Genomic DNA, 26,855 nt, shown 5'->3' with positions numbered 1-26,855 from the left:
AGAATCATATCGGCAGGTTCGAAGGGCAGGCAACCAGAGTGGATCAGCGGGCGGCTTCGTAGCGGATATCGGCGATCTGCGACTGGTACTGATTGCCGGAGTGGGCCAGCGAGGTGATCCAGATGAGTACGTAACTCACCGGCTGATCGCTGTGCACGGGGATGTTGGTCGTGCCGTTGCCGAGGGTGGCCTGGCCGATCAGCTGGGTCTGATCGAGCGTGGGCGAGGCGGTCGGCGAGGTGCGGACCTCGACGACCGTGCCCGCACTCGGCGAATTGATGCTCACCTTGGTCAGCTTGCTCGGGCTGCCCAGGGTGGTCAGGACGCCCACACCCTTCTTCAGCGACGGGAACTGCTGGAAATACTGGTCGGTGCGCCACGTCGTGGTCGGATTGCCGTCCAGCACCGCCGAGACGTGGCTCGGGTCGTCCGGGGTGCCCTCGGGTGAGAACACGGTGGCCGCGGTCAGCGGAACCGGCACCCCGGCGCCGGCGGCGACGCTGCTCGCCGGCGCCGAGGTGGCCGCGTTCGAGGGGGCCGGGGCCACCGCTGCCGTGGTCAGACCGAGTTTGCGCTGGTCGTCCAGGGGTGCGTTGGAGGTGGGCGGTGCGAAGACGCTCAGCAGCCACCAGATGATCACCCCGACCACCAGCGCCGCCAGCACACCCAGCCCGACCAGGATCCACATCATCCGCTGCGAGCGTTCCTTCTCCGCGGCGAGCAGTTCCGGATCGGCCAGCGATTCGTCGGGTAGCGCCTGCGCGCGCTGCCCCAGTCGCAGCACCGGGATGAAATCGGTCTTCTGGTCGACCACCGAGGCCTGCTCGAGCACGTGCTGAACCGTCGCCGCGGTGCGCACACCCTTGTTCGACTCCAGCGAGCGGACCGCGACCGCGGAGATCTCGAACGGAGTCTCCGGGCGGATCTGCCGCGGCTCGACCGGCGAACCGTCGGGGCCGGAATCGGCCAGTTTCAGCCCGCCCACGGTGGCGGCCGCACCGCTCAACCCGCCGGTGCGGATCGGCCAGCGCGCGGTGATCAGCGCGTACAGCATCGCGCCCAGCCCGCGCACGTCGGACTGCGCGTCCGAATCGCCGAGTGTGCCGGGGAAGGCCAGCACCGCATCGCCGGACGCACTGATTCGCACCCGATCCGGATGGTCGATGGACAGCGAACCGCCGCCGCGATGGGCCAGTTCGGCCGCCGCGGCCAGGGCGCGGACCGCGCGCGCGGCGCCGATCGGCGAGGGCCTGGTCTCGGCCATCTCGCGCAGTGACCGTCCGGGAGTCCACTCGGCCACCACGATGCCGCCGGAGCTGCCGCGCACCACGTCCAGCACCCGGGCCAGGCCCGGGGAGTTGATCCGGCCCAGCCGCAACGTGCGGGACAGGATCGCCTGCGGGCCGTCGTGCCCCGAGTTGTCGGCGGCCTTCTGATCGGCGTCCACGAAGGTCAGCGCGACCTCGCGGTCCAGCTTCACATCCAGCGCCTGCCAGAACTGCAGACCGCGGGCGCCCCCGCAGTCGGCCAGCAGCCGGTAGCGGCCACCGGCGACCGAGGCACCCGGGATCAGCTTCGGACCGCGCTGCGACCGCTTGGACGGCGATTCGACGCGCATCGGCGGCATCTCGGGGGAACCCACCGGCAGCATGCCGGTGTCGTAGGTCGGATCATGTGGTCGTTCGTCCTGCGCATGCCCGTCCACGGAATCGGCAGCGGGCTCGGCATAGCTGCTCGCCTCGGCCGATTCCGCCCGCTCACCCGGGGGAACCTCGCCGGGCACGACGTCCTCGGTGCGCACCGCCCTCGTTGCGGTGGCATCGGCTTGCGCGGCAGGGACGCCGCCCGCCGCATCGTCGCTCACCCTTGTTTCTCCTTCGCCCTGGTGTGTCGAAGTCCCGTATGCCGGCGGCGCACCCGGCCCGTCGCCGACCCGGCCGAGCCCTGGAGCTGCGGAAGAAGCGATATTCGCTTCTCCGCGACCGCCGGGATCGGCATTTGCGTTTCTCTGCCGAACAGGGTACGGGAACTCGCCCCCGCCGGTACGGTCAACTGCGTCCGGCCGGATGACGGGCAGCACCATGGTTTGCGCGTCGGTGTACGGGTCGTACCGGTAGTAGTACGGCTGTGCCAGTTCGGGCCGTGGCAGCAGCATCGTCTCGTGGTCGTCGCCCGCCGGACCGTCGAGGTCGAGGTCGGGCGCTGGCGGAGTGAAGCCCAGCTTGCGGGAGATCGCGACGGTGATCGCGACGATCTCCGGAATGCCGACCAGCCGCATCAGCCCGAAGGCGACGCCGAACATCACGATGCCGTCGACGCCGACCCGGAACAGCGAACCGAGTCCGTGGTGCAGCCGCGACACGCCCAGAAGTTGATCGATGATCACCGTGACCGCCGCACCGGCGACCGACGCCAGCACCACTCGGGTCACCGTGCGGCCGACGTTGGACATTCGCAGGTCGCCCAGGCTGCGGTGCAGCAGCCAGCCGCCGATCACCGCGCCGGCCAGGAAGCCCAGGCCGGTGGCCATGCTCAGCGCCATCACCACCTGGTCCGGACTGACGACCAGCGGTGCGATCACGCAGACCAGGATCTTCACCGCGGTGATGCCCAGGATGATCCAGGTCGGTGTCCAGGCCTGTTCGCGGGCATAGAAGACGCGAAGGTGGATCAGTACCAATGCGTACGGGATCAGGGTGAAGGCCGACCAGCTGACCGCCTCGCCCAGCCGATGCGCGTTGTCGTGACCGAAATGGCCGTAGCCGTACAGCACTTCGCCGACCTGCGGCCCGGCCACGGTCAGGAACAGCACCACCGGAACCAGGGCGATCATGGTCAACCGGGTCGCGGCGCCGAGATCGTCGACCACCGCGGGAGTGTCGTCGTCGGCGGCGTTGCGACTGAGCCGGGGCATGATCGCGGTCAGCACCGTGACGCCCAGCACGCCGTAGGGCAGCTGCAACAGCAGCCATGCCTGGTTGACGATCGCCGGGCCCGCCACATCCCAGTGCGAGGAGACCCGGGTGGCGAAGACGAATCCGACCTGGCTGATCAGCACGTAGAGTACGACCGCGCTGGCCATGCCGCCGAACTGCTTGAGCCGGGCGTCCATACCCCACAGCGGCCGCAGGTCGATACCGGTTCGCCGGATCGCCGGGACCATGCTCGCGACCTGTACGAAGACACCGAAGGTGATACCGCAGCCCAGCAGCAGCAGTTTCGGCTGCCCCATCCGAACCGGATCCAGCGAGATCTCGCCGGGCAACAGCATGTACAGGCCCAGCACGACCAGCGTGGTCAGATTGTTCAACACCGGCGCCCAGGCGCCGGGCTTGAAGATCTCGTGGGTGTTGAGCACTGCCATCAACAGCGATGACATGCCGTAGAACAGCACGGCCGGGATCAGCAGGTAGGCCAGCGCGGTGGTCAGTCCGGTACTGACCTTGCCGTCGTGGGTGAGGAACAGATACCTGGTCAGCACCGGGGCCATCGCGGTACACACCACCGCGGCCGTGCCCAGCAGCACGGCGGCCGTGGTGAACAGCCGCCGGATGAACGCCGCGCCGCGATCGGGATCCTCTTTCTGCGCGCGGATGAGGGTCGGGACCACGAACGCGGTCAGCACCGCACCCAGAACCAACTGTTCGATCATCGTCGGGATCTGGCTGGAGACCGTGTACGCACTCGCGACCGCGGGGCCGAGCGCCATGAGCAGCAGCGCCTGCTTACCGAATCCGGTGATCCGGCTGATGAGTGTGGCGATCGCGATCGAACCGGTGGCGCTGAGCAACCGCGAATTCGAGCTCGCCGGTTTGGCCTCGGTCTGCTGTGCGGTCGCGCCGGACTCGGACCGTTCGGTCCGGGCGGGCACGCGTTGCGGTCCGGGCCGTCCTTCCGCCGGCCGGCGGCGTCGGGGCTGCTGTCCGGGCGGGGCCTGTTGACCGGATGCGGTCCGGCGACCCTGCTGTCCGGGCCGCGGTCCCCTGCCCTCGGGTTCGCCGGGCGGGGTCTGCCGGATCGGTCCGCTCGTCGGTGCGGGTGGTCTGCCCTGCGGCGGAACACGGCGGCGCGCGCCGGTGGGCGGCTGCTGGTCCGGCCGGATCGGACCGGAGGGCGGCTGGTCCTGTGCTGTCCGGCGGACCGGTCCACGCCGTGTCCGGCGGGTGGCTCCGGTCGGCGGTCCGGGTTCGTCGGTCCGTCGGTCCGGGGGCGTCTGTCGCATGGACCCGGTGGGCGGACGTCGGTCCGGACCCGCCGGGCGAGTCCGGCGGGCCGGCTCGTCCGAGGGTGTCTGGTCCGGACCGCCCGGAGGGACTCGACGCATGGTCCCGCTGGGTGGGCGTTGATCCGGTCCGCCTCGACGGGGCCGACGGCCGGTTTCGTCCGGAGGTGTCTGGTCCGATCCGGCCGGAGGCACCCGGCGCATGGTTCCGCTCGGCGGTTGTCGATCGGGCGCGGGCGGGCGCGCCTGTCGTGCGGCGTCGTCCTGGGGCATCTGATCGGGTTCGCCCCGAGGCACCCGTCGCATGGTTCCGCTGGGTGGACGCTGGTCGGGGCCGGCCGGGCGCGGGCGACGCGGGCGCTCGCCGGGGGGTGTCTGGTCGGGTCCGGCGGGAGGTACGCGCCGGACGGTTCCGCTGGGCGGCATGTCGGGTTCGCCCGGAGGCACCCGGCGCATGGTTCCGCTCGGCGGACGCTGATCGGGGGCGTTCGGGGGTACCCGTCGCGGCGTCCCGCTCGGGGGGATCTGGTCCGGTGGTACCCGTCGCATGGTTCCGCTGGGCGGACGCTGGTCCGGACCGGGGGGCATGCGGTCCGGCGGAGGACGACGCTCCGCACCGTTCGGCGGGGACTGACGCATGGTTCCGCTCGGCGGCATCCGGTCGGCGGTCCGGCGGTCCGGCGGGACGCCTCGTACGGTTCCGCCCGGCGGCGGCTGTTCCGGTCCGCGCGGATCGGCCTGCGATACCTGGGGAATGGGTCCGGTCAGCGGTACCCGCAGCGGCGGGGACTGCGGTGGCTCCGGCTCGCCGAACTGGTCCGGCGTGGCGGCCCCCCGCTCCCACGGCGCGACAGGTGGCCGTCGCCGGGACGAATCGTCTCCGGCCGGATCCAGGTGGCGAGGGTCGTCGTATTCACTCATCGGACCCCCGGCGCCGGGCGGCCGGGCCCGGACGCGTCGGCGAACTCACCCGGGCACGACGGGACACCCCGAGCGGTCGTGCCGTGTCCGGCCCCGTCCGCTCGGTCGCTGTACTGGATCATGGTGTCTCCTGTCGCTGCAGGACCCGCGTCCGCGCGCGCAGATATCTGTTCAGTCTGCGTCGCTTCCCCGGGTCCAACCCCTCGTCGGCCGGATCGGGCTGTCCCCGGAAGCGCCGCCACAAGCGGCGACCGGCCAACAGGAACAGCAGTGCACCGGCACATGCGGTAATTATCGCCAACGCTGAACCGTATGCGTTGGACCGTACCTTGACCGAGGTGGCGTTGCCGAGCGCGATGCCGTCGGGTGTGGTAATGGAGATCGGAATCGTCAGACTTCGGCTGTCACTGACCTTCGTCGGGATCTGGAACGACCGGGTGCCCTCCGCGGGGATGGTCTGTTCGCCGATATCGGTGATGTCGGTCCCGGACGGGACGCCGATCTTGAACCGGATCCGGGCCGCGACGGGCAGTTCGTTCCGCGCGACCAGCAGCAGCGGACTCTGCTCCGACGCCAGCGTGTACACCCCGCCCGGGGGCAGCACGGTGACCGATCGGAACAGTCCGTCCAGGGCGGTGGTGGTCTGGTCGAGACGACGTTGTGCGGCGGTGTCGGCCTGCGAACCGGTGCTGGTGCGATCGGACAGCGACAACGTACGCACCAGATCGTCCCGCAGCGGGGTCACGAAGGTCTGCGGGGTCGGCTCCTGCTGCGGCACCTCGACCAGGGTGTTCGTCAGATCGGTGATCCGCCCGGCCTGCTGCTGAACCGGTGCGACGAAACTATCGGGCACCGCGCCCGACGACGCGCCGGACGGATGACTCACCTCGTACGGGTGCGAATCCGCCTGGACGGCAAGCAGATCCTGGAACGACCGCGGCGTCGCCAGACCGCTGTGCACCAGCGTCTGCAACTGGGTCAGCAGTGTGGCGGCCTCGTCCCGGTTGGCGCTCCACTGCTGCGGCGGCATGAGCAGCTGCGAACGTGGCCGATTCGGCTGCGGATTGAGCGCGGTCCACGACATCGCGCCGAGCGCGTCCTGCAGACGTGCGGTCCGCGAATCCTTGGCCACGTCGTAACGCACGTTCTCGGGTGTGAACGCGGGCGTCGGCGGATTGGAGCCGACCGCGGCCAGCGCCGTGGCCGGCCAGATGTCGAAGGTGGACACCTTCATGCCCGGATCGGGCGTGGAGGTTCCGTTCGACGGCGCGGCGGGCGGTGTCGGACCGGGCAGGCGCACGGTCGCGGGGGTCGCGGTGCTCGAACTCGCCGATACCGTCGTCGCGCTGTGCGTCGAGGAACCGGAGCTGCTCGAGGTGCCGGTCGTCCCGGCGGGCGCGACGGCGTTGTCGGCCAACACCGCGGAGGTGAAACCGTGCTGGCCGAGCATCGTCGCCGCATCGGAGTCGATACTGCCGGATTCGGGCAGGCTCACCCCGTGCATCGACCGCATCGACAGGATCTGATCGACCAGATCGGTCGGCGAGGAGATCGCGCGGGAGGTCAGCGCGGAATCGTGCACGGCGGCCAAGGCGGACAGATCGACCTGCGCGAACGGCAGGCTGACGGTGCACATCGTCGGCGCCAGCGCGCGCAGCCGATTCAGCCATGCCTTCGCGGCATCGGTGCCGGTGCCATCACGAGTCGGGCCGTCCGGATCGGACGGACTGGCCAGCACCCGATATCCGTTGGTCATATCCGACACGGTGAGCAGCAGGTCGGGATCCACGGCCAGACACAGCGCACTGGCGACATTGGCGGAGGTCCCGGCCGAATCGGGGTGCACCGCCGATTCCAGCGCGCCCAGCAGCTGATCCAGGCGTCCGCCGGTGGCCAGCTCACCGGCCAGTTCGTCATCGGTCAGCAGTGCCTTGCCGTTCACCGAGCCCGGGATTCCGGCCACCAGTCTCGGCCGGTCGGCCAGCGGCCACAGCATGGTCGTCGCGACGGGTGCGTCGGTCGGGGCCGAAACAGATTGTGCGGACTTCTGATCCGAGTCACCCGCCGGCGAGGGCAGGCCCAGCACCGGGAGCAGGAAACGCGCGTCGTCCAAGCGGGCCTGACCGCCATACGCGGGCGTCCCGTTGACGTTCAGCAGCAGCGGATACACCCCCGGACCGGGGATATCCAGCGATGCGGTGACCGGCGCACTTCCCGGCGTGCCTCTACTACCGGCCCGAACGCCCACCCGCAGAGTGAACTGCTTGCGCTGCCCGGGACTCAACCGATTCGCCACATCCACGAACGGCGTGGCGACCGGATAACTGGACTGATCCAGCCGCAGGGCCGAACGCAGCCCGCGTGGATCGGTGATCGCACCGGTGCGCTGGGTTCGCACCTCGATGTCGTCCACCATGCGATCACCGATGTTGGTGACCGTCCCGGTGATGGTCACCACCGAATCACTGCTGGTGGTGACCGTGTTCGGCGACACCGAGTCGAGTGTGAGCTTGAGGAACTTCGGCGTCGAGGAGGAATCGCCGACCCCCGACGGCTCCGCGGCGGCCGGGCCGGTGAGACCGAGGTTCAGCACCCCGAGGACCAGGACGGCGAGGATCGCCGCCCAGCGGTGTCGAGACAGTGTGCGCGCCCGCGCCTGCGGGGCGTCCATGAGCTGACTCATCGACGCCTCCGACCCGCATGCGTCATTGTTTGCCGTTCTCCATCCGGTCGATCAGGCGGTTCGCGACCTCCGCCAGCCGGCGCTCATCGGCGTACGCCAGCCGGGAATCCAGGTCGGTGAGCGGAACCCAGGCAACCTGGGTGACTTCTATATCGGCGTCCGAGAGCTCGCCGCCGACCGAGCGCATCAAATAGTGGTGCACCGTCTTGTGTACCCGGCGCCCCTCGGTGACGAACCAGTAATCGATGCTGCCGAGTTCGGCGACGACCAGACCGTTGATGCCGGTTTCCTCGGCCACCTCGCGCACCGCGGTCTGTTCGGCGGTCTCGCCCTGTTCGATATGTCCCTTCGGCAGCGACCACAGCAGCCGCCCGCGCCGGTCGGTACGACCGATCAGGGCGGCGCAGCGTTTATCGCGGGGCCCGTCCAGCCCGTCCACGACCAGGCCGCCCGCGGACGTTTCGCGGACAGTGCGCATCCTCGGTTTGGCCGCATTACCGGCCGAACCGCGGCGCCGGGGTTGGCGGCGTCGACTGTTCGCGCGATCGGCCGGAGACACCCGGTCAGTCTAGCTGTGCTGAATCCTTGGCCTCCGCTTCGCTCCGGCGGGTTTGCGGCGCTGGTGCGGAGTGGGGGTGCCGGGAATTCCCCGCGGTGGGAGGAAGGTGGACGGGGTTGTTTCCCCGTCGCGTCATGAGAGGAGGGGCGCCATGTCGTCCCGTCCCACTGTCCACCCGGCCGTTCCGGTCGACGGCGTTCGTGCGATGAGGGGCGTGCTCGTCACGGGCGCGTCCCGGGGGATCGGGCGGGCGATCGCCACGGCCTTCGCGGAAGCTGGTGACCGGGTGGCGGTGCAGTACGCCAGCCGACGCTCGGACGCCGAGGAGACGTTGCGGCAGTTGCCCGGCGACGGGCACACGCTGATCGAGGGTGATCTCGGCGAGCCCGGCACCGGCGAACGGATCGTGGCCGAGGCCCTGGCGGCGCTCGGGGGCATCGATGTCCTGATCAACAATGCGGCCGTGGCCCCGGCGGACAGCACTCGCCATCCGGTCGCCGACGTGTCGCTGCACGCCTGGCAGCAGATCTGGCGACGCATGATGGACGTCAACGTGCTGGGGACGGCCGAGGTGACCTGGGCGGTGGCCCGGCACCTCATCGATCGCGGCGCCGGCGGGAGCATCGTGAACGTCGGGTCGCGCGGTGCGTTCTGCGGCGAACCTGACTTTCCCGCCTACGGAGCGAGCAAGGCCGCCCTGCACGCCTTCGGACAGTCGATGGCCCTGGCGCTGGCGCCGCACGACATCGTCGTGACGTCGGTGGCCCCGGGATTCGTCGCCACCGAACGGCAGACCGCCAAACTGGCCGGTCCGGACGGTGATCGGATTCGCGACCAGAGCCCGTTCGGGCGTGTGGGCACTCCGCAGGAGATCGCCGCCGCCGTCCGTTTTCTCGCGTCACCGGCCGCGGCCTGGGCCTCGGGCACCATCGTCGACCTCAACGGCGCTTCGTACCTGCGCAGCTGAAGGACTCCCCCAACGCAGCCGAAGGACTCCCGCACCCCTTCTCTCGCGCCGGTTGTCCGCCGTCTCGATGCTGCGGATGGGGTAGCGGGTTCTCCGGTCAGTAAGCTGCGTGGCTGTGGTTTCGCCGAAGTCCGAGGATGTAGCAGTGCCGGTCCCGCTGTCGCCGGAGGATCGGCGTACGAGATTGCTTGCGTCGGCGGCCATCACGCTGGGGCGGGTGTCCGATGTGCTGACCCCGCTCGGGGAGATGTTCGCCGCGCACGGGCATCAGCTGTACCTGGTGGGCGGCAGTGTGCGCGACGCGGTGCTCGGGCGGCTGGGCACCGACCTGGACTTCACCACCGACGCGCGGCCGCAGGTCGTGCAGCAGATCGTGCGCGGGTGGGCCGACAACCTCTGGGATACGGGCGGTTTGGCGTTCGGCACGGTCAGCGCGTCCAAGTCGGGCTGGCAACTGGAGATCACCACGTTCCGCAGCGACAGCTACGACCGGGTCTCGCGCAATCCCGAGGTGACCTTCGGTGACACGCTCGAAGGCGATCTCGTCCGACGCGATTTCACCGTCAACGCGATGGCCGTGCGGATCGGCGCGGACGGCGCGCTCGAATTCGTCGATCCGCTCGACGGCATGTCCGCGCTGCTGGCCGGTGTGCTCGATACCCCTGCCGCACCGGAGGATTCGTTCAACGACGATCCGCTGCGGATGTTGCGCGGTGCGCGATTCGTCGCCCAGCTCGGCTTCGAACTCGCACCGCGGGTGCGCACCGCGACGGCGATGATGGCCGACGAGATGGGCCGGATCACCGCGGAACGGGTGCGTACCGAACTGGACAAGCTGATCGCCGGGGAACACCCGACCGAGGGTATCGACATCATGTGCGAGACCGGGCTGGCCGAACGGGTCCTGCCCGAGGTACCCGCGATGAAACTCGAGATCGACGAGCACCACCAGCACAAGGACGTCTACCAGCATTCGCTGACGGTGCTGCGCCAAGCCATCGACCAGGAACAGGGCGATCCCGACCTGGTGTTGCGCTGGGCGGCGCTGCTGCACGACATCGGCAAACCACCGACCAAACGCAACGAGGCGGGCGGCGGGGTGAGCTTCCACCATCACGAGGTGGTCGGCGCGAAGATGGTGCGAAAGCGGATGCGCGCCTTGAAGTATCCGAAGCAGTTCACCGAGGACGTGGCCCGTCTGGTCTACCTGCACCTGCGTTTCCACGGCTACGGCAAGGGGCAGTGGACCGATTCGGCGGTGCGCCGCTACGTCACCGACGGCGGCGAACTGCTGCCGCGTCTGCACAAACTGGTCCGCGCGGACTGCACCACCCGCAACAAGCGCCGCGCCGCCGCACTGCGCGCCACCTACGACGATCTCGAGGCGCGCATCGAACGCTTGCAGGAGCAGGAGGATCTGGCGCGGGTGCGCCCGGATCTGGACGGCAACGCCATCATGGAATTGCTCGGCTTGGAACCGGGACCGCAGGTCGGCCGGGCCTGGCGATTCCTGAAGGAGTTGCGGCTGGACCGCGGTCCGATGACGCGCGAGGAGGCCGAGTCGGCGCTGCGGGAGTGGTGGAGCGCGGGCGGGCAGTAGGGCGCGCGTCCCTGCGCAAGCTCGCTAGAAGATGATCAGCGTCGTGCCCGCGACGATGGCCGAGCGCATCTGCGCCAGATCGAACGATCCGATGATCTCGGGCACGTCGACGTGGAATCGCACCAGCTCACCGTCGCGTTCCGCGCTCCGCACCGAAAGCTGTTTCGGCAGGTCGCTCAGCGGTATCGGGGTCACGGCGAACGCTCGCCGCGGAATTCGCACACCCATCCAGCTCGCCTGCCGGACCTGGACGGTGAGCAGATCGTTGGTCACCGACGCATCCACCAGCGCTTGAATGCGCAGCCGCCGATGCCGCGCGGTGATCAGCCCGCCGGCGCCCACGCCCAGCTCCCAGTCGAGCTGCCAGGTGTTCAGCCAGCCGATCAGCGCGGCGGTGGTGATGGTGCCGGTGATGTCCAGATGGGTGCTGCGCACCTTCGTCGGCACACCCGGAATCAGCCGCACACCGTGCGCGACGACGGTCATCCGCTCGATCGGATGACGGTTCCAGCGCAGTCCGCGCAGCATGGCCCTGGTCTCGAAATGCGCGCCGCGGCGGCGGGCTTCGAGGGATTCGAGGGTGGCGGTCATATCGCTGCCGAGCAGTGTCGCGCTGATCACCTGGCCGCCGAACCGGCTCAGGATCCCCTCGCTCAGCAGCGTCATCAGTACATCGGGCAGTAGTGCGGTGACCGCGCCCGCGCCCAGGTCGGCGACCGGATCGAGCCAGGCGGTGGTGAACGAACTCCACTGTTCCAACCAGCCCGGATCCAGCAGCCGCCTGCCGAGTCCGACGGCCCGCAACGGCGACCAGGATCTCGGATCGAAATAGGTGGCCATGATTGCTCCGAGCGTACTGGCAGGCGGTGACATCCGGAGGTCCGTTTCGGTCACATCTACCGTGTTCGACCCGAATTCATCCGCAGATTCGGACGATCGGCCATTGCTTCCACCGAATCTGCGGAACTATTCTTCACTGATGCCCGACCTGCGGATTCGTGAGGCCGCCGAACTGCTCGGTGTCAGCGACGACACCGTGCGCCGGTGGATCGATACCGGCGCACTGGACGCACACAAGGACGCGTCCGGTCGTCTGGTGATCGACGGCAGGGATCTGGCGGCATGGGCGGTCGCGCAGGCGCGGCCGCCGCAGGTGACGCTGGGCGGGGCCAGCTCGGCCCGCAACCGGTTTCCCGGACTGGTCACCAAGGTGGTGGCCGACGGGGTGATGGCACAGGTGGAGATGCAATGCGGGCCGTTCACGGTGATATCCCTGATGAGCAGCGAGTCGGTGCGGAGGCTGGGGCTCGAGCCCGGCAGCGTCGCGGTGGCCAGCGTGAAGGCGACCACGGTGGTGGTCGAAACGCCGTCGGCATGAGGTACGCGCGCCGGGCGGGCGTGGTGATCACGGCCGCGGCGCTGGGTGCGGCGCTGGCGGGTTGTGGTTCCAGCAGTTCGGGCGGCTCGACGACCACGGTGACCGTGTTCGCCGCGGCCTCGCTCAATCACGTCTTCGCGGATCTGGGCAAGAAGTTCGAGTCCGACCATCCGAACACCAAGGTGAGTTTCTCCTTCGCCGGATCCTCGGATCTGGCCGCGCAGCTCAACCAGGGCGCGCCCGCGGACGTGTTCGCCTCCGCGGACACCGCGAATATGCAGAAGGTAGTGAAGACCAAGCGGATCACCGAGCAGCCGCAGAATTTCGCGACCAACGTGCTGACCATCGTCACGCCGCCCGGCAACCCGAAACATGTTGCGACCCTGGCGGATCTGGCCAAGCCCGACCTGAAGGTCGTGGTGTGCGCACCGCAGGTGCCGTGTGGTTCGGCGACCAAGAAGGTCGAGGCCGCCTCACACGTCACGCTGACCCCGGTCAGCGAGGAATCCGACGTCACCGATGTGCTGGCCAAGGTCACCTCCGGTGACGCCGATGCCGGGCTGGTCTACGTGACCGATGCGTCCAGCGCGGGAAACAAGGTCACCACCGTCTCTTTCCCGGAATCCTCCGGCGCGGTCAACACCTATCCCATTGCCGCGGTTGCCGATTCGAAGCACGCCGAGCTGGCGAAACAGTTCGACGAGCTGGTCACCGGCCCCGACGGGCGCGCGGCCCTGGCGAAGGCCGGATTCGGCGCACCGTGATCGCCGGCGGACAGCGTCGTTCGGCGGCCGGATCATCCCGGGCTGCGCCGATGAATGACGCTGTCCCCCGGCACTTCCCACCCGTCGGCAGGGCGTATGGCGCCGCGACACGGATGAACGGGGACGAACAGGCGCTCGCACGGCCGATCGCCGTTCACTCCGGCGAGAACGTGCCGGGGCGGTCCGGCGACACTGCGCCCGGTGCGACGTCACGATTCCGGACGCATATGGCAAGTACCGTCGCGCCCGGGGGCGACTCGGTGGAGATGGCCGGGACGTGCCTTGCAGGCGGCGGGTTGCCCGCTCGGCCCGGTGTCGTGGGCCGGGATTCGGGACGTGCGTGGGTGATATCGGCGTGAGTGGTGATGATTCGGTGGAAGTTTCGGAGGCGACTGCCTCGGGCGTCGGTGCGGAGCGTACGGCGGTAGGGCCGATGCAGCGTGGCCTGCGGGTTGTGCTGCGGGGGCCGGGGCCCGGGGTGCCGCGGTGGTTGCTGGTTCCGGCGTTGCTGGGGTTCGCGTTCGTGATCGGGCCGTTGGTGGCGTTGACGGGGGCGGTGGAGTGGTCGCACTTCGGGGAGCTGGTGACCTCGCAGGCGTCGCGGGATGCGTTGTGGCTGAGTCTGAAGACCGCGCTGGCCAGTACCGTGGTGTGCGTCGTGCTGGGGGTGCCGATGGCGGTGTTGCTGGCCCGGGTGCGGTGGCGGATTCTGCCGGTGTTGCGGGCGATGGTGTTGCTGCCCTTGGTGTTACCGCCGGTCGTCGGTGGATTGTCGCTGCTGTATCTGTTCGGGCGGTACGGGCTGCTGGGCAGGCATCTCGAGGCGATGGGCGTCGAGATCGCCTTCAGTACAACGGCTGTCGTCCTCGCGCAGTCCTTCGTGGCGCTGCCGTTCCTGGTGATCACGTTGGAGGGGGCGATGCGCACCTCCGGTGAGCGGTACGAGCGGATCGCGGCCACGCTCGGGGCCGCGCCGACGACCGTGTGGCGGCGAATCACGCTGCCGCTGTTGCGACCCGCGCTCATCTCCGGCTCGGTACTCGCCTTCGCCCGCGCGCTGGGCGAATTCGGCGCGACCCTCACCTTCGCGGGCAGCCTGCAGGGTCGCACCCGCACCCTGCCCCTGGAGATCTACCTGCAGCGCGAGAACGATCCCGGCGCCGCCGTCGCGCTGTCGCTGCTGCTGGTGCTCATGGCCGTGCTCATCGTGCTGGTCGCCTACCGCCGCGTCGGCGTTCCGGAAGGTCGCGAATGGGCCGCGGGCCTGTGGAGTTGGGGTGGTCGCGCCACGACCACGGAAAGTGGTCCGCGATGAGCAATATGGTGAACGAAGTTGCCGGACGACAGAATTCGATCCGATCTGTCGAGCGGCCGCCGCAGGTGTGCTTCGCACTGGTCGGCGGGCTGTGCGTCGACCCTTCGTGGCTGATGCCGGGTTCGGTGAACAGCCGTACAGTGCTGCGGATTTCGATATGCCGCTCGGGGCGGCGGCCCTCGGGAGTGCGCGGCGACGAGCCGGTCGTGAAGCGGGGAGCCGGTCCGGCTCGGTCCGTGGATCAGGGCGGTGTGTGGTGAGTGCCGAGGTCGTGAACGACGCTGACGGGCTGGAGGTTTCGGTCCGGCTGGCGCAGCGCGGACTGGAGGTGGAACTGCAGGTCGCGCCGGGTGAGGTGCTGGCCGTACTGGGGCCCAACGGTGCGGGCAAGTCGACGTTGCTGGAAATCGTTGCGGGACTGGTGCGGCCGGATGCGGGACATGTTCGGTTGGGTAGGCGGGTGCTGACCGATACCGGTGCGGCGGTTGCGGTTCCGGCGCATCGGCGGGAGGTTTCGTTGCTGGCGCAGGATGCACTGTTGTTCCCGCATCTGACGGCGGCGGCGAATGTGGCGTTCGGGCCGCGCAGTCGCGGAATGCGTTCGCGTGCAGCGGCGGCGGTGGCACAGGAGTGGTTGCGGGCGGTCGATGCGATCGAGTTCGCCGGGCGGCGGCCGGGCGAGCTGTCCGGCGGTCAGGCGCAGCGGGTGGCGTTGGCGCGGGCGCTGGCCGTGGAGCCGCGCGTGGTGCTGTTGGACGAGCCGATGGCCGCACTCGACGTAGCCGCCGCGCCCGCGATGCGCATCCTGCTGCGACGTGCCCTGCGCGATGCCGAAATGTCCTCCCGCCGCGCCGGTCCCGCGCCCAGCGCGATCCTGGTCACCCACGACATCGTCGACGCCCTGACGCTCGCCGATCGCGTCGTGGTCGTCGAATCCGGGCACATCGTCGAACAGGGCCCGGTCGCCGACGTGCTCTCCCGGCCCCGCAGCGCCTTCGCCGCCCGCATCGCGGGCGTCAACCTGATGATCGGCACCGCGGAACCGGCCGCTGCCCAGCAGGATTCGGGAACCGGCCTCGTGCGCCGCGGTGCGGATCTGATCCAGGGCCGCGCCGAATCACCGTGGATGCCGGGCGTGCGGGCCGCCGCGGTGTTCTCCCCCGCGGCCGTGGCGGTGTACCGAGAACATCCGCAGGGCAGTCCGCGCAACGTCTTTCACGTCCACGTCGCCGAACTCACCGATCGCGGCGGCGTGATCCGGGTACACACCGCGGATCGCGAGGACGGCGTCGCCGGGATGGTGGCGGATCTGACGCCCGCGGCGATCGCCGAATTGGGCATCACTCCGGGCGAGCAGGTCTACTTCACCGTGAAAGCCGTCGAGGTGCAGGTCTACCCGTGCTGAACACGCGGACCGACGCGTCCGGCGTAGTGCGTCACCGCTGCTGCGGCTGATTCAGCGTCGCGTGCATGAGGTACACGTTGTAGCTGTTCCAGGCCGAAATGGTGAAGTACAGATCCTTACCCGTGGACCACGGGTGGATGAAACCGCCGTAGGCCGTGGGATAGTCGTCGGTGTTGACCAGCGGCACACCGTCGGTCCAGGTGCCCTGCGGCTCCCGCGCGGTGCGCAGCACGATGGCGCGCCGCAGCGAATCGAGGTACACCATCTGCCACTGCTGGCTGGATTCGTCGTAGCGCACGGACAATTCGCCCGCGATGCCCGGAACCAGCGGTGTGGCGAGGTTCTCCTGCGCCGGGGCCCAGGTGCCGTTCACCCAGTACTGATACGCGGATTTGTTGAGTACCTGCGCTTTCGGCACCCGCGCCAGTCCGATGACGCCGATGCGCCCGTTGGGCGTACCGAACATGTAGACGTAGTCGCCGTGCGGCACCATCGTCGCGACCTGGAACCGGTCCACCCCGAACATGTTGTTCCACTTGGCGTACTGATCCTTGACCCAGGTCTTGCCGTCGTCGTCGGAGTAGGCCAGTCCGCCGTCGTTGGTCCACCACATGCCGGGGATCTTGCTCCAGTGGTTCACCGACATGTAGCTCACGTACTGCCGTGTGCCCAGGGCGAATCCGGAGGTCGGGATGACGGTGGTCTCGAAGTTGACGATCTTGCGGCTGTCCAGCAGTTCCGCGGCGTGGCAGCGGCTGTCCTGCACCATGGTGTCGATCTTCAGACCCTCGGACAGATCGTGATTGCTGCTGTAGCCCAGCACATTGCTGCGCCAGTCCTGGTCGTCGCCGCCCGCTCCGCCGCCGGTCCAGCCCTTGCCGAAGCTGTCGCCGAACAGGACCGCGACCTGTCCGGGCTTGGTCTGCCACATGATGCCCAGATCGGTGCCGTCGACCTGCCAGCGCATATCGGTGCGGTTGGCCGAGCCGTGCCCGGTGACCTGGTCGACCAGATCCACCGAACTCACCGTCCGCGGCGCGGGCGGCGCGGCGACCGGACCGGGCGCGGCCGGATGCACCACCGTCGGCGGCGGCTTCTGCGGGGACGGGGCGGGACCGCCCGGCACCGGAATCGGAATCGGTTCGATATCGGGCTCGATGCGGATGTCGGGCAGGTTGAACTGCCCCGATCCGGTTCCGGACCCGGTGCCCGATCCGGTGCCGGATCCGGCGGCAGATCCGGAATTGGGTGGCGGGGCGGGATTTTCGGGCTTCGTCGCGGGCGGCGCCGGCTTGGGCGTATCGCGAACGTCCGGACACGGATTGCGGCACGGATCCTTCGGCAGCGGCGCGGGAGTGATCCGGGTGTTGTTCGGCGGCGGACCGGGTACCGGCACGGGCGTGATCTTCGGTACCGGCACCGGAATGTCGATGGTGGGCGGCAGCAGCGGCCCGGGTTTGGCATGCGGATCGGGTTCACGCGCTCGCGGATCGAAACCCGTTTCCCCGCAGGAATTCTCGGGTGGCGGCTGCCAGGGCAGCGGTGCCGACCGGGCCGGGGCGGGCACTACCAGCGCGCCGGTCAGCAGAACGCCGAACAGCGCGGATTTCGCCAGCAACCCTACGGCCTCTCTCGGTTCTGTTCGGGGCACGGGCCGTACCGCGATGACATCGCACAGCGAAATCACTCGCTCGAGTGGAGCCGGGCACAGCCCGTTCAATCTAGCGGACCGAATCCTCGCATTGCAGGTCGAATCGCCCGCGGCTGCCGAAACGGGCCCGATTCACCGGGAACCCGCAGATGAGCCGACGCACTGCGTCACCGATCCGAGCGGACCGGGGACCTGGGACGAGCGGATCCGGCCATGATCACCGCGACCGCGACGATGCCGACCGCGTAGCAGGCCGATCCGGCCAGCACCACCCCGATCGAGCGTCCGTCGATCGGGACGACCAGTGCCGCAGCGGCCACGGCCAGCACGAAGGCGATGTTGAACACCGTGTCCTGCAGGGCGAACACCTGGCCGCGCCGGGAGTCGTCGATATCGATCTGCATGGTGGCGTCGCCGGTGAGCTTGATCGTCTGCCCGGCCAGGCCGAGCAGGAACGCCCCGGCCAGCAGCAGCCGGTGCGCGATGTCGGTGTTCGCGCCGTGTGTCACGGTGATGGGCGTGACCAGCGTTGTCTGCACCACCAACGCGGTGAGCAGACCCGCCAGGACGGTGCGGGGCCGACCGAGCCGCGGTATCACCAGCGGCGCGAGGACCGCGGCGAAGAGCATTCCGGCGGCGGTGGCCGCGATCGCCACGCCGAATCCGACCAGACCGCGGCTGAGCGAGCCGGGATCGTTCGCGGAGCGGCGCAGCACCAGGACCATGAGCAGGGTGTCCGCGCCGAAGACGATCCGGTGCACGCCGATGCCGATCATCGCGATCGTGCAGTGCGCGGATTCCAGGACCGCTCGCGCGCCCGTGCGCAGTCCGGTCAGGATGGCCCGCACCGAACTCACCGCGCGGTCCGCCGCCGGATCCTCGTCGCCGGGGCCCAGCGTCCGCGGTGCGAAGCGGGCCGCGCACACCGCGCCGATCACCGATCCGGCGGCGCTGGCCGCCACCGCGACCGCTCCGGCCAGGTCGCCCGCCCCGATCGCGCCGATGATCGCCACCGCCGCCGCGGCGCCGGCCGCCGCGCATCCGGAGGCCACCGTGGCCAGCACCGAATTCATCGGCACCAGCAATCGTGGTTCGAGCACGTGCGGCAGCGCCGCCGAGACGCCCGCCATCACGAATCGGCTCACGCCCACCACCGACAGGGCGAGCAGCAGCAGCGGCGTCTCGGCGATACCCGTCGCCAGAGCGACGCTCGCCACGCCGATCAGTAAGGCGCGCAACACATTCGCCACGAACAGCACCGCGCGCCGATCCCAGCGGTCCAGCAGGGCGCCGGCGTACGGCCCGATCACCGAATACGGCAGCAGCAGCACCGCGAATCCGGCCGCGATGGCCGGTGGATCGGTCTGCCGCTCCGGATTGAACAGAATCGCCCCCGACAGCGCGGCCTGGAACATCCCGTCGCCGAACTGCCCCGCGAACCGCACCGTCGACAGTCGCCGCAGGTCCGCACCCGAACGCCAGAGCAGGCGCAGCAGATCTCGCCGCGCGGCCGGTCGACCCGGTGTGGACGGAACGTCATCGGGGCTGGGGGCGGCCACCCCGCGAGGTTAGCCGATCGCGACGCCGGGGCCGATATCCCGGGTGGACGATGGGACGCAGCGTATTTGCCGCATAATAGCTGGTACAGTGCGTGCCGGTGTGGTCGCCGCGTCCACCGGGCGGATGCGGGCAATGTTGTGGCACGCTGGAACTGTCTTTTCGACGCCCGGCCCGAGAGGAGGACCACGGTGTCCACACTCACGACCCCGCACATCGATGTCCACCGCGGCGGCGACCGCATGAAAACCCGTGTGGCATGGCTGGATTCGAAGCATTCGTTCTCCTTCGGCGAGCATTACGATCCGGACAACACCCACCACGGCCTGCTGCTGGTCAACAACGAGGACGTGGTGCGCCCCGGGGAGGGTTTCGAGACCCATCCGCATCGGGACATGGAGATCGTGACCTGGGTGCTGCGCGGCTCACTGGTCCATCAGGATTCGCTCGGGCACAGCGGCATCATCTATCCGGGCCTGGCGCAGCGGATGAGCGCGGGCACCGGAATCCTGCACTCGGAGAAGAACGATTCCTGGCATCTGCCCCCCGACCAGGGCGGCACGGCCGAGCACACCGAACCGGTGCATTTCGTGCAGATGTGGGTGGTGCCCGACGAGCCCGGTCTGGAGCCGGGCTATCAGCAACTCGAGATCGATACCGAACTGGCCGCGGGCGGCCTGGTGACGGTGGCCTCCGGACTGCCGCGGTATCGCGATCGCACTGCCATCAAGATCAACAGCAGCCATTCGGCGCTGCACGTCGCGCGCCTGGGTCTGCCCGGTCAGCCGACCACGGTGGACCTGCCCGAAGCGCCCTACCTACATCTGTTCATCGCCCACGGCGAGGTCGACATGGCCGGCACCGGCACCCTCTACGCGGGCGACGCGGTGCGCCTGACCCGCAGCGGCGGCCAGCGCATCACCGCGAATCGGCCCGCGGAGATCCTGGTGTGGGAGATGCACGCGCGCCTGGGTGGACAATGACGAGAGGACAGCCATGACGGAGTATCCCCCGCCCGGTCAGCAACCGCCGTCCTCGCCCGAGGGCGGCTACCCCTCGCCCGGCCCGTATCCGCCCCCGTCGAATGCGGGCGGTTATCCGCCGCCGCCGAGCGACTATCCGGCGCCACCCGGCGAGTCGTACCGGCCGCAGGGGCAGGGCCGAGGGCTGGCGATCACCGCGCTGGTGCTGGGCATTCTGGCGATTCTGAGCTGCCCGACGGTGCTGGGCGGTGTGCTGTTCGGACTTCTCGGACTGGTTTTCGGCATCATCGCGGTGGTCAAGGCCCGCCGGGGCACCGCGGGTGGCGGGGTCATGGCGTGGTTCGGCCTGTCCCTGGCGACCCTCGGCATCATCGCCGGGATCGTGATCGGCGTCGTGGAGGGGATGTGGATCGCCGACCACGGCGGTCGCACCTATCTGGACTGCACCAGGCAGGCGAACGGCGACCAGGCGAAGGTGCGGCAGTGCGCCGATCAGTTCCGGTCGAGCCTGGAGAACACTCCCACCCCGGCTCGCTGAGCGCCGCCGACGGCGTTTGCGGCGACCCCGGCCGCGCATCGGCATACTGGACAGCGTGACTGCTGATCTGACGAGTTCCTCCGGCCTGGATCTGACCTATCGCAACGACGCCGTGCGGGTGCAGGACGACCTGTTCACGCACGTCAACGGGCAATGGCTGGAGACGTACGAGATTCCGGCGGACCGCGCGGTCGACGGCGCGTTCCGCACGCTCTACGACCAGGCCGAGCGGGATGTGCGCACGATCATCCAGACCGCGGCGGCCTCGGATGCCGCACCCGGTACCGATGAGCGCAAGATCGGCGACCTCTACACCAGTTTCCTGGACGAGGCCGCGGTCCAGGCGGCGGGATTGACCCCGATCACCGCCGAACTGGACGCGGTGGCCGCCGTCACCGATCGCGCCGAATTCGCCGCGCTGCTGGGCAGGTTGCAGCGCGTCGGCGTCGGCGGTGCGCTCGGGTTCTACGTCGACACCGACGACAAGAACTCCCAGCGTTATCTGGTGCACGCCAGTCAGGCCGGGATCGGGCTGCCCGACGAGTCGTACTACCGCAGTGACGATTACGCCGAGATCCGCACGAAGTACGTGCAGCACATCGGGCGGATGTTCACGCTGGCCGGGCTGGACTTCGACGCGCAGCGGGTATTCGATCTGGAAACCAAGCTGGCCGCGGGGCATTGGGACGTGGTCCGTCGCCGTGACGCCGAATTGAGTTACAACCTCACCACTTTCGCCGATCTGGCCGCGGAGAATCCGGAATTCGACTGGGCGGGTTGGACCTCCGGCCTGGCCGAGGGCGTTTCGGCATCGGGTCCGGAGCTGTTCGCCGAGATCGTGGTGCGCCAGCCGGATTACGTGCGTACCTTCGCCCGGCTCTGGGCCTCGGAATCGCTGGCCGATTGGCAGGCGTGGGCGAGCTGGCGGGTATTGCGCGGTCGCGCATCGTATCTCACCGCCGAGATCGTCGAGGAGGCGTTCGACTTCAACGGCCGCACGCTCACCGGCACCCAGGAGAACCGGGAGCGGTGGAAGCGCGGCGTCTCGCTGGTCGAGGATCTGCTCGGCGAGGTGGTCGGCAAACTCTATGTCGCCCAGCACTTCCCGCCCGAGGCCAAGGCGCGCATGCAGGAGCTGGTGGCGAATCTGCAGGAGGCGTACCGGCGCAATATCGCCGAGCTGGAGTGGATGGGCCCCGACACCCGCGAGGCCGCACTGGCCAAGCTGGACAAGTTCACCCCGAAGATCGGCTATCCGGACCGCTGGCGCGACTACTCCGCCGTGGTCGTGGACCCGGCCGACCTGGTCGGCAACTACCGTCGCGGCTATGCCGCCGAGCACGACCGCGATCTGAACAAACTCGGCGGCCCGGTCGATCGCGACGAGTGGTTCATGACCCCGCAGACGGTCAACGCCTACTACAACCCGGGCATGAACGAGATCGTCTTCCCCGCGGCGATCCTGCAACCGCCGTTCTTCGACATGAACGCCGACGACGCGGCCAATTACGGCGGTATCGGCGCGGTGATCGGTCACGAGATCGGTCACGGCTTCGACGACCAGGGCAGCAAATACGACGGCGACGGCAATATGGTCGACTGGTGGACCGATGCGGACCGGACCGAATTCGGTAAGCGCACCCGGGCCCTGATCGATCAGTACAACGAGTTCACCCCCAAGGGTCTGGCGGAGAACCACAAGGTCAACGGCGAGTTCACGATCGGCGAGAACATCGGCGATCTCGGCGGTCTCTCGATCGCCCTGGTGGCCTACCGGATCGCCCTGGGCGAGGCGCCCGCTCCGGTCATCGATGGGCTCACCGGTCTGCAACGGGTGTTCTTCGGCTGGGCGCAGGTCTGGCGCACCAAGGCGCGCGACGAGGAGGCCATCCGCCGTCTGGCCATCGATCCGCACTCCCCCGCGGAGTTCCGGTGCAACGGCGTGGTCCGCAATCTGGACACCTTCCACGAGGCCTTCGAGCTGCAGCCGGGTGATGCATTGTATCTGGAACCCGCTGAGCGCGTTCGGATCTGGTAGTTCGCCCGCCCGCTCGCCGGTTGTTCCCGGCGGACGGGCGGTCCGATTCGCCTGAATCGGCGGACCCGGCACGGCATACTGGTAGAGGTGACTGCCGAGCAGAGCCCTGTGTCAGGTATTGATCTGTCCCGCATCGACACTGCCGTGCGGCCGCACGACGATCTGTACGGCTATGTGAACGGCGCCTGGCTGGACACCTGTGAGATCCCCGCGGACCGCGTGCATTCGGGTTCGGTCTCGGACCTGCGCGATCAGGCCGAACTGGATGTGCAGGCGATCATCATGGCCGCGGTCACCGCACCGGCTTCGGCGGGTGAGGAAGTGCGCCGCATCGCCGAGTTGTACTCGAGTTTCATGGATCTGGACGCGGTGGCCGACGCCGGTCTGGGGCCGATCGCCGGGGAACTCGCCGACATCGCCGCGATCACCGACCGGTCCGAACTCGCGGCACTGCTGGGCCGGTTGCAGCGCACCGGCGTGGGTGGCGCGGTGGAGATCTTCGTGAGCGGCGACAGTCACGACGCGCGCCGGAATCTGGTTCACCTGACCCAGTCCGGCCTGGGCCTACCCGACGAATCCTATTACCGCACAGCGGCATTCGCGGACATTTGCACGGCCTACGTCGAGCATATCGAGGCGATGTTCGCCCTGTTCGCCGCCGATCCAGCACTGCGGGCGTCGCTGCCGGAGCACCTGGACGGCGTCGGCAAGCGGATCTTCGAGCTCGAACGCGCTCTGGCCGCCGGACATTGGGACGTGGTGCGCCGTCGCGACGCCGAATCCTCCTACAACCTGCGCACATTCGATCAGCTCAGGGGCGAGTGCCCGGAATTCGACTGGTCGCGCTGGACGTCCGCGCTCGCCGAGGGGGTCGGGCGGCCGGGGCCTGAGGTGCACGCCGAGGTGGTGGTGCGGCAGCCGGACTACCTGACCGCCTTCGCCCGGCTGTGGGCCGACACCCCGCTCGCGGACTGGCAGGCGTGGACGAGTTGGCAGGTGATCCGCAGGCGCGCACCGTATCTCACCGATGAGGTTGCCCACCGGCATTTCGAGTTCTACGGCCGCACGCTGACCGGTGCGCGGCAGATCCGGGATCGCTGGAAGCGCGGTGTGGCGCTGGTCCAGGAACTGCTGGGCGACGCGGTCGGGAAGATCTTCATCGCCGAACACTTCCCGCCCGAGGCCCGGGTGAAGATGTCCGAGATGGTCACCCACCTGCGCGAGGCATATCGGCGCAGCATCGCGGACCTGCCCTGGATGGGGCCGGACACCAAGGTCGCGGCCACGACCAAACTGGCGAAGATCGTCGCCAAGATCGGCTATCCGGACAGCTGGCGGGACTACTCCGACGTGCACATCGATCCGAACGATCTGGTGGGCAACTATCGACGCGGATACGCTGCCGCACACGACTTCGCGCTGCGCAGACTGGAGCGTCCGGTCGATCGCGCCGAATGGCTGACCACCCCGCAGACGGTCAACGCCTTCTACCACCGCGGCATGAACGCGATCACCTTCCCCGCGGGATATCTGCGTCCGCCCTACTTCGACCCGGCCGCCGACGACGCGGTGAACTACGGCGCGATCGGCGCGGTGATCGGCCACGAGATCGGGCACGCCTTCGACGATCAAGGCAGCACGCACGATGGTGACGGCACCATGGTGGACTGGTGGACCGCCGAGGATCGCGCCGAATTCCACCGGCGGACAAAGGCGCTGATCGATCAGTACGCGGTGCTCTCGCCGCGGGATCTGCCCGACGAGTACACCGTCAACGGCGAGTTCACGATCGGCGAGAACATCGGCGATCTGGGCGGTCTGTCGATCGCGATGAAGGCGTACCGGATCTCGCTGGACGGCGCCGAACCCCCGACCATCGACGGATTCACCGCCGGGCAGCGGTTCTTCATGGGCTGGGCCCGGATGCGTTGTGCGAAGGTGCGTCCCGAGGAGGCCATCCGGCGCCTGACCGCGGATCCGCACGCACCCAACGAATTCCGCTGCAACGCCGTGGTCCGCAACATCGACGACTTCTACGAGTCGTTCGACGTGCGTCCCGGCGACGAGCTGTACCTGGAACCCGAAGAGCGCGTGCGCATCTGGTGACTATTTCGGCAGTTTGGGTGCGACCTGCCGGGTATAGATCCCGTGCAACTGATTCTGCACACTCGACATGACCGCGTGCACGTCCTGATTGCGCAGCCCGACCTGCTCGAGTCCGGTGCCGATGATCTGATCGGCGCCCGGCAGGAAAACTCGGCCGTAGTCCTGGGATTTCGTGAGCGGCAGCTGATTCAGCGCGGTCTGGAAATTCGGATTCTTCGCCAGGAACGCCACCTCGGACGGATCCTGCTGCGCGGACTTGCGCACCGGGATGTATCCGGTGGACTGCGCGAACGTGGCCGTGTTGGCGGGATCGGTGATGAATTCGATGAACCTGAGCGCGTTCACTTTTCGCTCATCGGAAATACGCTCGGGAATGGCCAGTCCGGCCCCGCCGGTGGTGCAGCCGGGACCGTCGGGATGCGGCAGGAAGTCCGTCGCGAAGGACAGTTTTCCCTTGGCGTTGGCATTGATGCCCGCAAGGTCCCCGGTGGAGGTGATCGCCGAGGCGATGACCCCGGTGCCGAAATCGGTGGCCGCCTGCGGGCGAATGCTGGCGTACCGCTTGACGTTGATCATCTCGCGCAGCGCATTTCCCGCGGCGATCGTGGCCGGGTCGGTGAACTTCAGGTTCCAGCCGTCGGAGTAGGCGCCGCCGAAGGTCCACATCGGACCCTGGAACGTCCAGGACAGGTTGTTGGTCGCGTTGTACCACCCGTGCGCCCACTTGTTCGGGCCCAGCACGCTCTGGATCTTCGGGCCCCACTCGTCGAATTCCTGCCACGACTGCGGACCCCGTTGCGGCAGACCGGCTTTTGCCCATACATCCTGGTTGTAGCAGAAGATCTGCGTCGACCGGGCATACGGCAGCGCGTAGTGCTTGCCCTGGAATTTGTAGTCGTTGACGAAGGTGTCCACGTAATCGTCCAGTCGCACACCGGCATCGCCGAAATACTGATCCAGCGGCGTGATCGCCTTGTTGATCGCGAAATTGAACCACCACACGTCCGAGAGCACGACGATATCGGGCAGCTGGCCGCCGATCAGTGCCGCGTTGAACTTCGTGGACACCTCCTCGTAGTCCTTGCCCGCGTCGACCAGGGTGACCCGCAGGCCCGGATGCGCCGCCTGGAAGGCGTCGATCATCGCCAGTTCCCGGCGCTTGGACGTGCCCGGATGGTTCGACCAGAAGGTGATGTTGTTCGGATCCCCGCCCTGCACCCCGCCGCCGCCCATGCCGGCGCAGGCCGCGGCCCCGGCCCCGGCCGCCGCCACGGACAGACCCAGGAATCCGCGCCGGGACAACGCTGTGCGGGTTCCGGCGACGCTACGGGTGACAGCATCGGACACGGCATTCTCCTTCTCGGGCTCAACCTTTGATGGCACCGGAGGTCAGACCCTTGATCATGTGCCGTTGCAGAACGAGGAACACCAGCAGGATCGGCACCATGGTCAGCAGGGTTCCGGCCATCACCGGACCCCAGTTGGTGACGCTGGGATTCTCGGTGTTCTGCAGCAGCGTCAGGCCGACCGGCAGGGTAGCCACCCGTGCGTCGTCGGCCATCAGGAACGGCCACAGATATTCGTTCCACTCGTTGACCAGCGTAACCACCGCGAACGCGACCATGGTCGGCCCCGACATCGGCAGCACCACCCGGGTGAGCAGCGACCACCAGCCCGCGCCGTCCATCCGCGCGGCCTCGATCACCTCGGCGGGCAGGGACAGGAAGTGATTGCGCATCAGGAAGGTGCCGAACGCGACGCCGCAGAGCGGAAGGATGATGCCCAGGATGGTATTCCGCCAGCCGAGCTGGGCGATGATGGCGTAGTTGGAGATCACCGTGATCTGATTCGGCACCATCAGCGCCGCGATGATCACCAGGAACACCAGGTTCTTGCCCGGGAACCGCAGGAACACCAGCCCGTACGCGCTGATGATGCCGAGCACGAATTTCACCGCCGAGATGATCGCGGTGATGATCAGCGAGTTGCGCAGGAACTGCCAGAACGGCAGCGTGGTCGTCGCCTCGCGGTAGTTCTCCGGATGCCAGCTGTGCGGCCAGTACACCGCGGGCGCGGTGTAGATGTCCGGGCGCGCCTTGAACGAGGTGATCACGATCCAGAACAGCGGCACCCCGACGATGATCAGCACACACACCATCGCGGCGTAA

General features: G+C 68.6%; 18 protein-coding genes. 10 read left to right on the top strand and 8 right to left on the bottom strand.

Going from position 1 to position 26,855, the window contains the following annotated elements:
- Window positions 1-43: 43 nt before the first annotated feature.
- The 3 genes from ON40_RS34325 to ON40_RS34315 form a co-directional block, all read right to left on the bottom strand.
- Window positions 44-3,871, bottom strand: coding sequence for a murein biosynthesis integral membrane protein MurJ (locus tag ON40_RS34325; protein WP_040829270.1), 3,828 nt, complete (start codon window positions 3,869-3,871; stop codon window positions 44-46).
- Window positions 3,872-5,261: 1,390 nt separating this feature from the next.
- Window positions 5,262-7,826, bottom strand: a complete 2,565-nt coding sequence (locus tag ON40_RS34320; RefSeq protein WP_245568110.1) for a DUF6049 family protein — start codon at window positions 7,824-7,826, stop codon at window positions 5,262-5,264.
- A 22-nt stretch (window positions 7,827-7,848) separates the two neighbouring features.
- The gene (locus ON40_RS34315; protein ID WP_063713138.1) at window positions 7,849-8,385 is read right to left on the bottom strand and encodes an NUDIX hydrolase; all 537 of its coding nucleotides are present in this window, start codon (window positions 8,383-8,385) and stop codon (window positions 7,849-7,851) included.
- Between the two features lie 151 nt (window positions 8,386-8,536).
- On the opposite strand from ON40_RS34315, the gene ON40_RS34310 reads away from it, so the two are divergent.
- Both ON40_RS34310 and ON40_RS34305 read left to right on the top strand, forming a co-directional pair.
- Window positions 8,537-9,352: an SDR family NAD(P)-dependent oxidoreductase gene (locus tag ON40_RS34310; protein WP_245568109.1), complete on the top strand. Its 816-nt coding sequence runs from the start codon at window positions 8,537-8,539 to the stop codon at window positions 9,350-9,352.
- Between the two features lie 145 nt (window positions 9,353-9,497).
- The gene (locus ON40_RS34305) at window positions 9,498-10,952 is read left to right on the top strand and encodes a CCA tRNA nucleotidyltransferase (protein ID WP_040829267.1); all 1,455 of its coding nucleotides are present in this window, start codon (window positions 9,498-9,500) and stop codon (window positions 10,950-10,952) included.
- 24 nt (window positions 10,953-10,976) lie between these two features.
- Here the strand turns inward: ON40_RS34305 and ON40_RS34300 are convergent, their stop codons facing one another.
- Window positions 10,977-11,792 (bottom strand): hypothetical protein, encoded by an 816-nt coding sequence (locus tag ON40_RS34300; RefSeq protein WP_040829266.1) that lies wholly within the window; start codon window positions 11,790-11,792, stop codon window positions 10,977-10,979.
- A gap of 139 nt (window positions 11,793-11,931) precedes the next feature.
- Between ON40_RS34300 and ON40_RS34295 the strand changes: the two genes are divergently transcribed.
- The 4 genes from ON40_RS34295 to ON40_RS34275 all read left to right on the top strand — a co-directional run bounded on the left by ON40_RS34295 (window position 11,932) and on the right by ON40_RS34275 (window position 15,814).
- Complete coding sequence (locus ON40_RS34295) at window positions 11,932-12,330, top strand: TOBE domain-containing protein (protein ID WP_040829409.1); 399 nt, start codon at window positions 11,932-11,934, stop codon at window positions 12,328-12,330.
- On the top strand, window positions 12,327-13,094 hold the full coding sequence (modA, locus tag ON40_RS34290; protein WP_040829264.1) for a molybdate ABC transporter substrate-binding protein: 768 nt from the start codon (window positions 12,327-12,329) through the stop codon (window positions 13,092-13,094). The genes ON40_RS34295 and modA overlap by 4 nt, the downstream gene beginning before the upstream one ends.
- A 433-nt stretch (window positions 13,095-13,527) precedes the next feature.
- Window positions 13,528-14,409 (top strand): ABC transporter permease, encoded by an 882-nt coding sequence (locus tag ON40_RS34285; RefSeq protein WP_051193999.1) that lies wholly within the window; start codon window positions 13,528-13,530, stop codon window positions 14,407-14,409.
- 256 nt (window positions 14,410-14,665) lie between these two features.
- Window positions 14,666-15,814, top strand: coding sequence for a sulfate/molybdate ABC transporter ATP-binding protein (locus tag ON40_RS34275; protein WP_245568108.1), 1,149 nt, complete (start codon window positions 14,666-14,668; stop codon window positions 15,812-15,814).
- Between the two features lie 31 nt (window positions 15,815-15,845).
- Here ON40_RS34275 and ON40_RS34270 read toward each other — a convergent pair whose 3' ends face one another.
- Together ON40_RS34270 and ON40_RS34265 are read right to left on the bottom strand one after the other, a co-directional pair.
- The gene (locus tag ON40_RS34270; protein ID WP_373282012.1) at window positions 15,846-17,465 is read right to left on the bottom strand and encodes a glycoside hydrolase family 183 protein; all 1,620 of its coding nucleotides are present in this window, start codon (window positions 17,463-17,465) and stop codon (window positions 15,846-15,848) included.
- A gap of 167 nt (window positions 17,466-17,632) precedes the next feature.
- Window positions 17,633-19,024, bottom strand: coding sequence for an MFS transporter (locus tag ON40_RS34265; protein ID WP_083896110.1), 1,392 nt, complete (start codon window positions 19,022-19,024; stop codon window positions 17,633-17,635).
- 189 nt (window positions 19,025-19,213) lie between these two features.
- Here ON40_RS34265 and ON40_RS34260 point away from each other — a divergent pair, with 189 nt between their 5' ends.
- The 4 genes from ON40_RS34260 (at window position 19,214) to ON40_RS34245 (ending at window position 24,687) form a co-directional block, all read left to right on the top strand.
- Complete coding sequence (locus tag ON40_RS34260) at window positions 19,214-20,005, top strand: pirin family protein (RefSeq protein ID WP_040829260.1); 792 nt, start codon at window positions 19,214-19,216, stop codon at window positions 20,003-20,005.
- Window positions 20,006-20,018: 13 nt separating this feature from the next.
- A complete protein-coding gene (locus ON40_RS34255; RefSeq protein WP_040829259.1) occupies window positions 20,019-20,543 on the top strand; it encodes a hypothetical protein in 525 nt (174 codons plus the stop codon).
- Between the two features lie 55 nt (window positions 20,544-20,598).
- Entirely contained in the window at window positions 20,599-22,581 is a 1,983-nt protein-coding gene (locus ON40_RS34250; RefSeq protein WP_281033087.1) for a M13 family metallopeptidase, read from the top strand.
- Between the two features lie 108 nt (window positions 22,582-22,689).
- Window positions 22,690-24,687, top strand: a complete 1,998-nt coding sequence (locus ON40_RS34245) for a M13 family metallopeptidase (RefSeq protein ID WP_245568107.1) — start codon at window positions 22,690-22,692, stop codon at window positions 24,685-24,687.
- Here ON40_RS34245 and ON40_RS34240 read toward each other — a convergent pair whose 3' ends face one another.
- Complete coding sequence (locus ON40_RS34240; RefSeq protein ID WP_245568106.1) at window positions 24,688-26,034, bottom strand: ABC transporter substrate-binding protein; 1,347 nt, start codon at window positions 26,032-26,034, stop codon at window positions 24,688-24,690.
- 19 nt (window positions 26,035-26,053) lie between these two features.
- Window positions 26,054-26,845, bottom strand: coding sequence for a carbohydrate ABC transporter permease (locus tag ON40_RS34235; protein WP_083896120.1), 792 nt, complete (start codon window positions 26,843-26,845; stop codon window positions 26,054-26,056).
- Between the last annotated feature and the right edge of the window lie 10 nt (window positions 26,846-26,855).

This window comes from Nocardia jiangxiensis NBRC 101359 (genome assembly GCF_000308615.1).
Taxonomy (GTDB): domain Bacteria; phylum Actinomycetota; class Actinomycetes; order Mycobacteriales; family Mycobacteriaceae; genus Nocardia; species Nocardia jiangxiensis.
Note: the sequence above shows the minus strand (reverse complement) of the source record. Positions and strands in the feature narration are given on the sequence as shown.

Coding starts and splice junctions, on each gene's coding strand:
- ON40_RS34320 (WP_245568110.1), bottom strand. CDS start 7,826: ATGAGTCAGCTCATGGACGCCCCGCAGGCGCGGGCGCGCACACTGTCT.
- ON40_RS34285 (WP_051193999.1), top strand. CDS start 13,528: ATGCAGCGTGGCCTGCGGGTTGTGCTGCGGGGGCCGGGGCCCGGGGTG.
- ON40_RS34235 (WP_083896120.1), bottom strand. CDS start 26,845: ATGGTGTGTGTGCTGATCATCGTCGGGGTGCCGCTGTTCTGGATCGTG.
- modA (WP_040829264.1), top strand. CDS start 12,327: ATGAGGTACGCGCGCCGGGCGGGCGTGGTGATCACGGCCGCGGCGCTG.
- ON40_RS34300 (WP_040829266.1), bottom strand. CDS start 11,792: ATGGCCACCTATTTCGATCCGAGATCCTGGTCGCCGTTGCGGGCCGTC.
- ON40_RS34295 (WP_040829409.1), top strand. CDS start 11,932: ATGCCCGACCTGCGGATTCGTGAGGCCGCCGAACTGCTCGGTGTCAGC.
- ON40_RS34255 (WP_040829259.1), top strand. CDS start 20,019: ATGACGGAGTATCCCCCGCCCGGTCAGCAACCGCCGTCCTCGCCCGAG.
- ON40_RS34310 (WP_245568109.1), top strand. CDS start 8,537: ATGTCGTCCCGTCCCACTGTCCACCCGGCCGTTCCGGTCGACGGCGTT.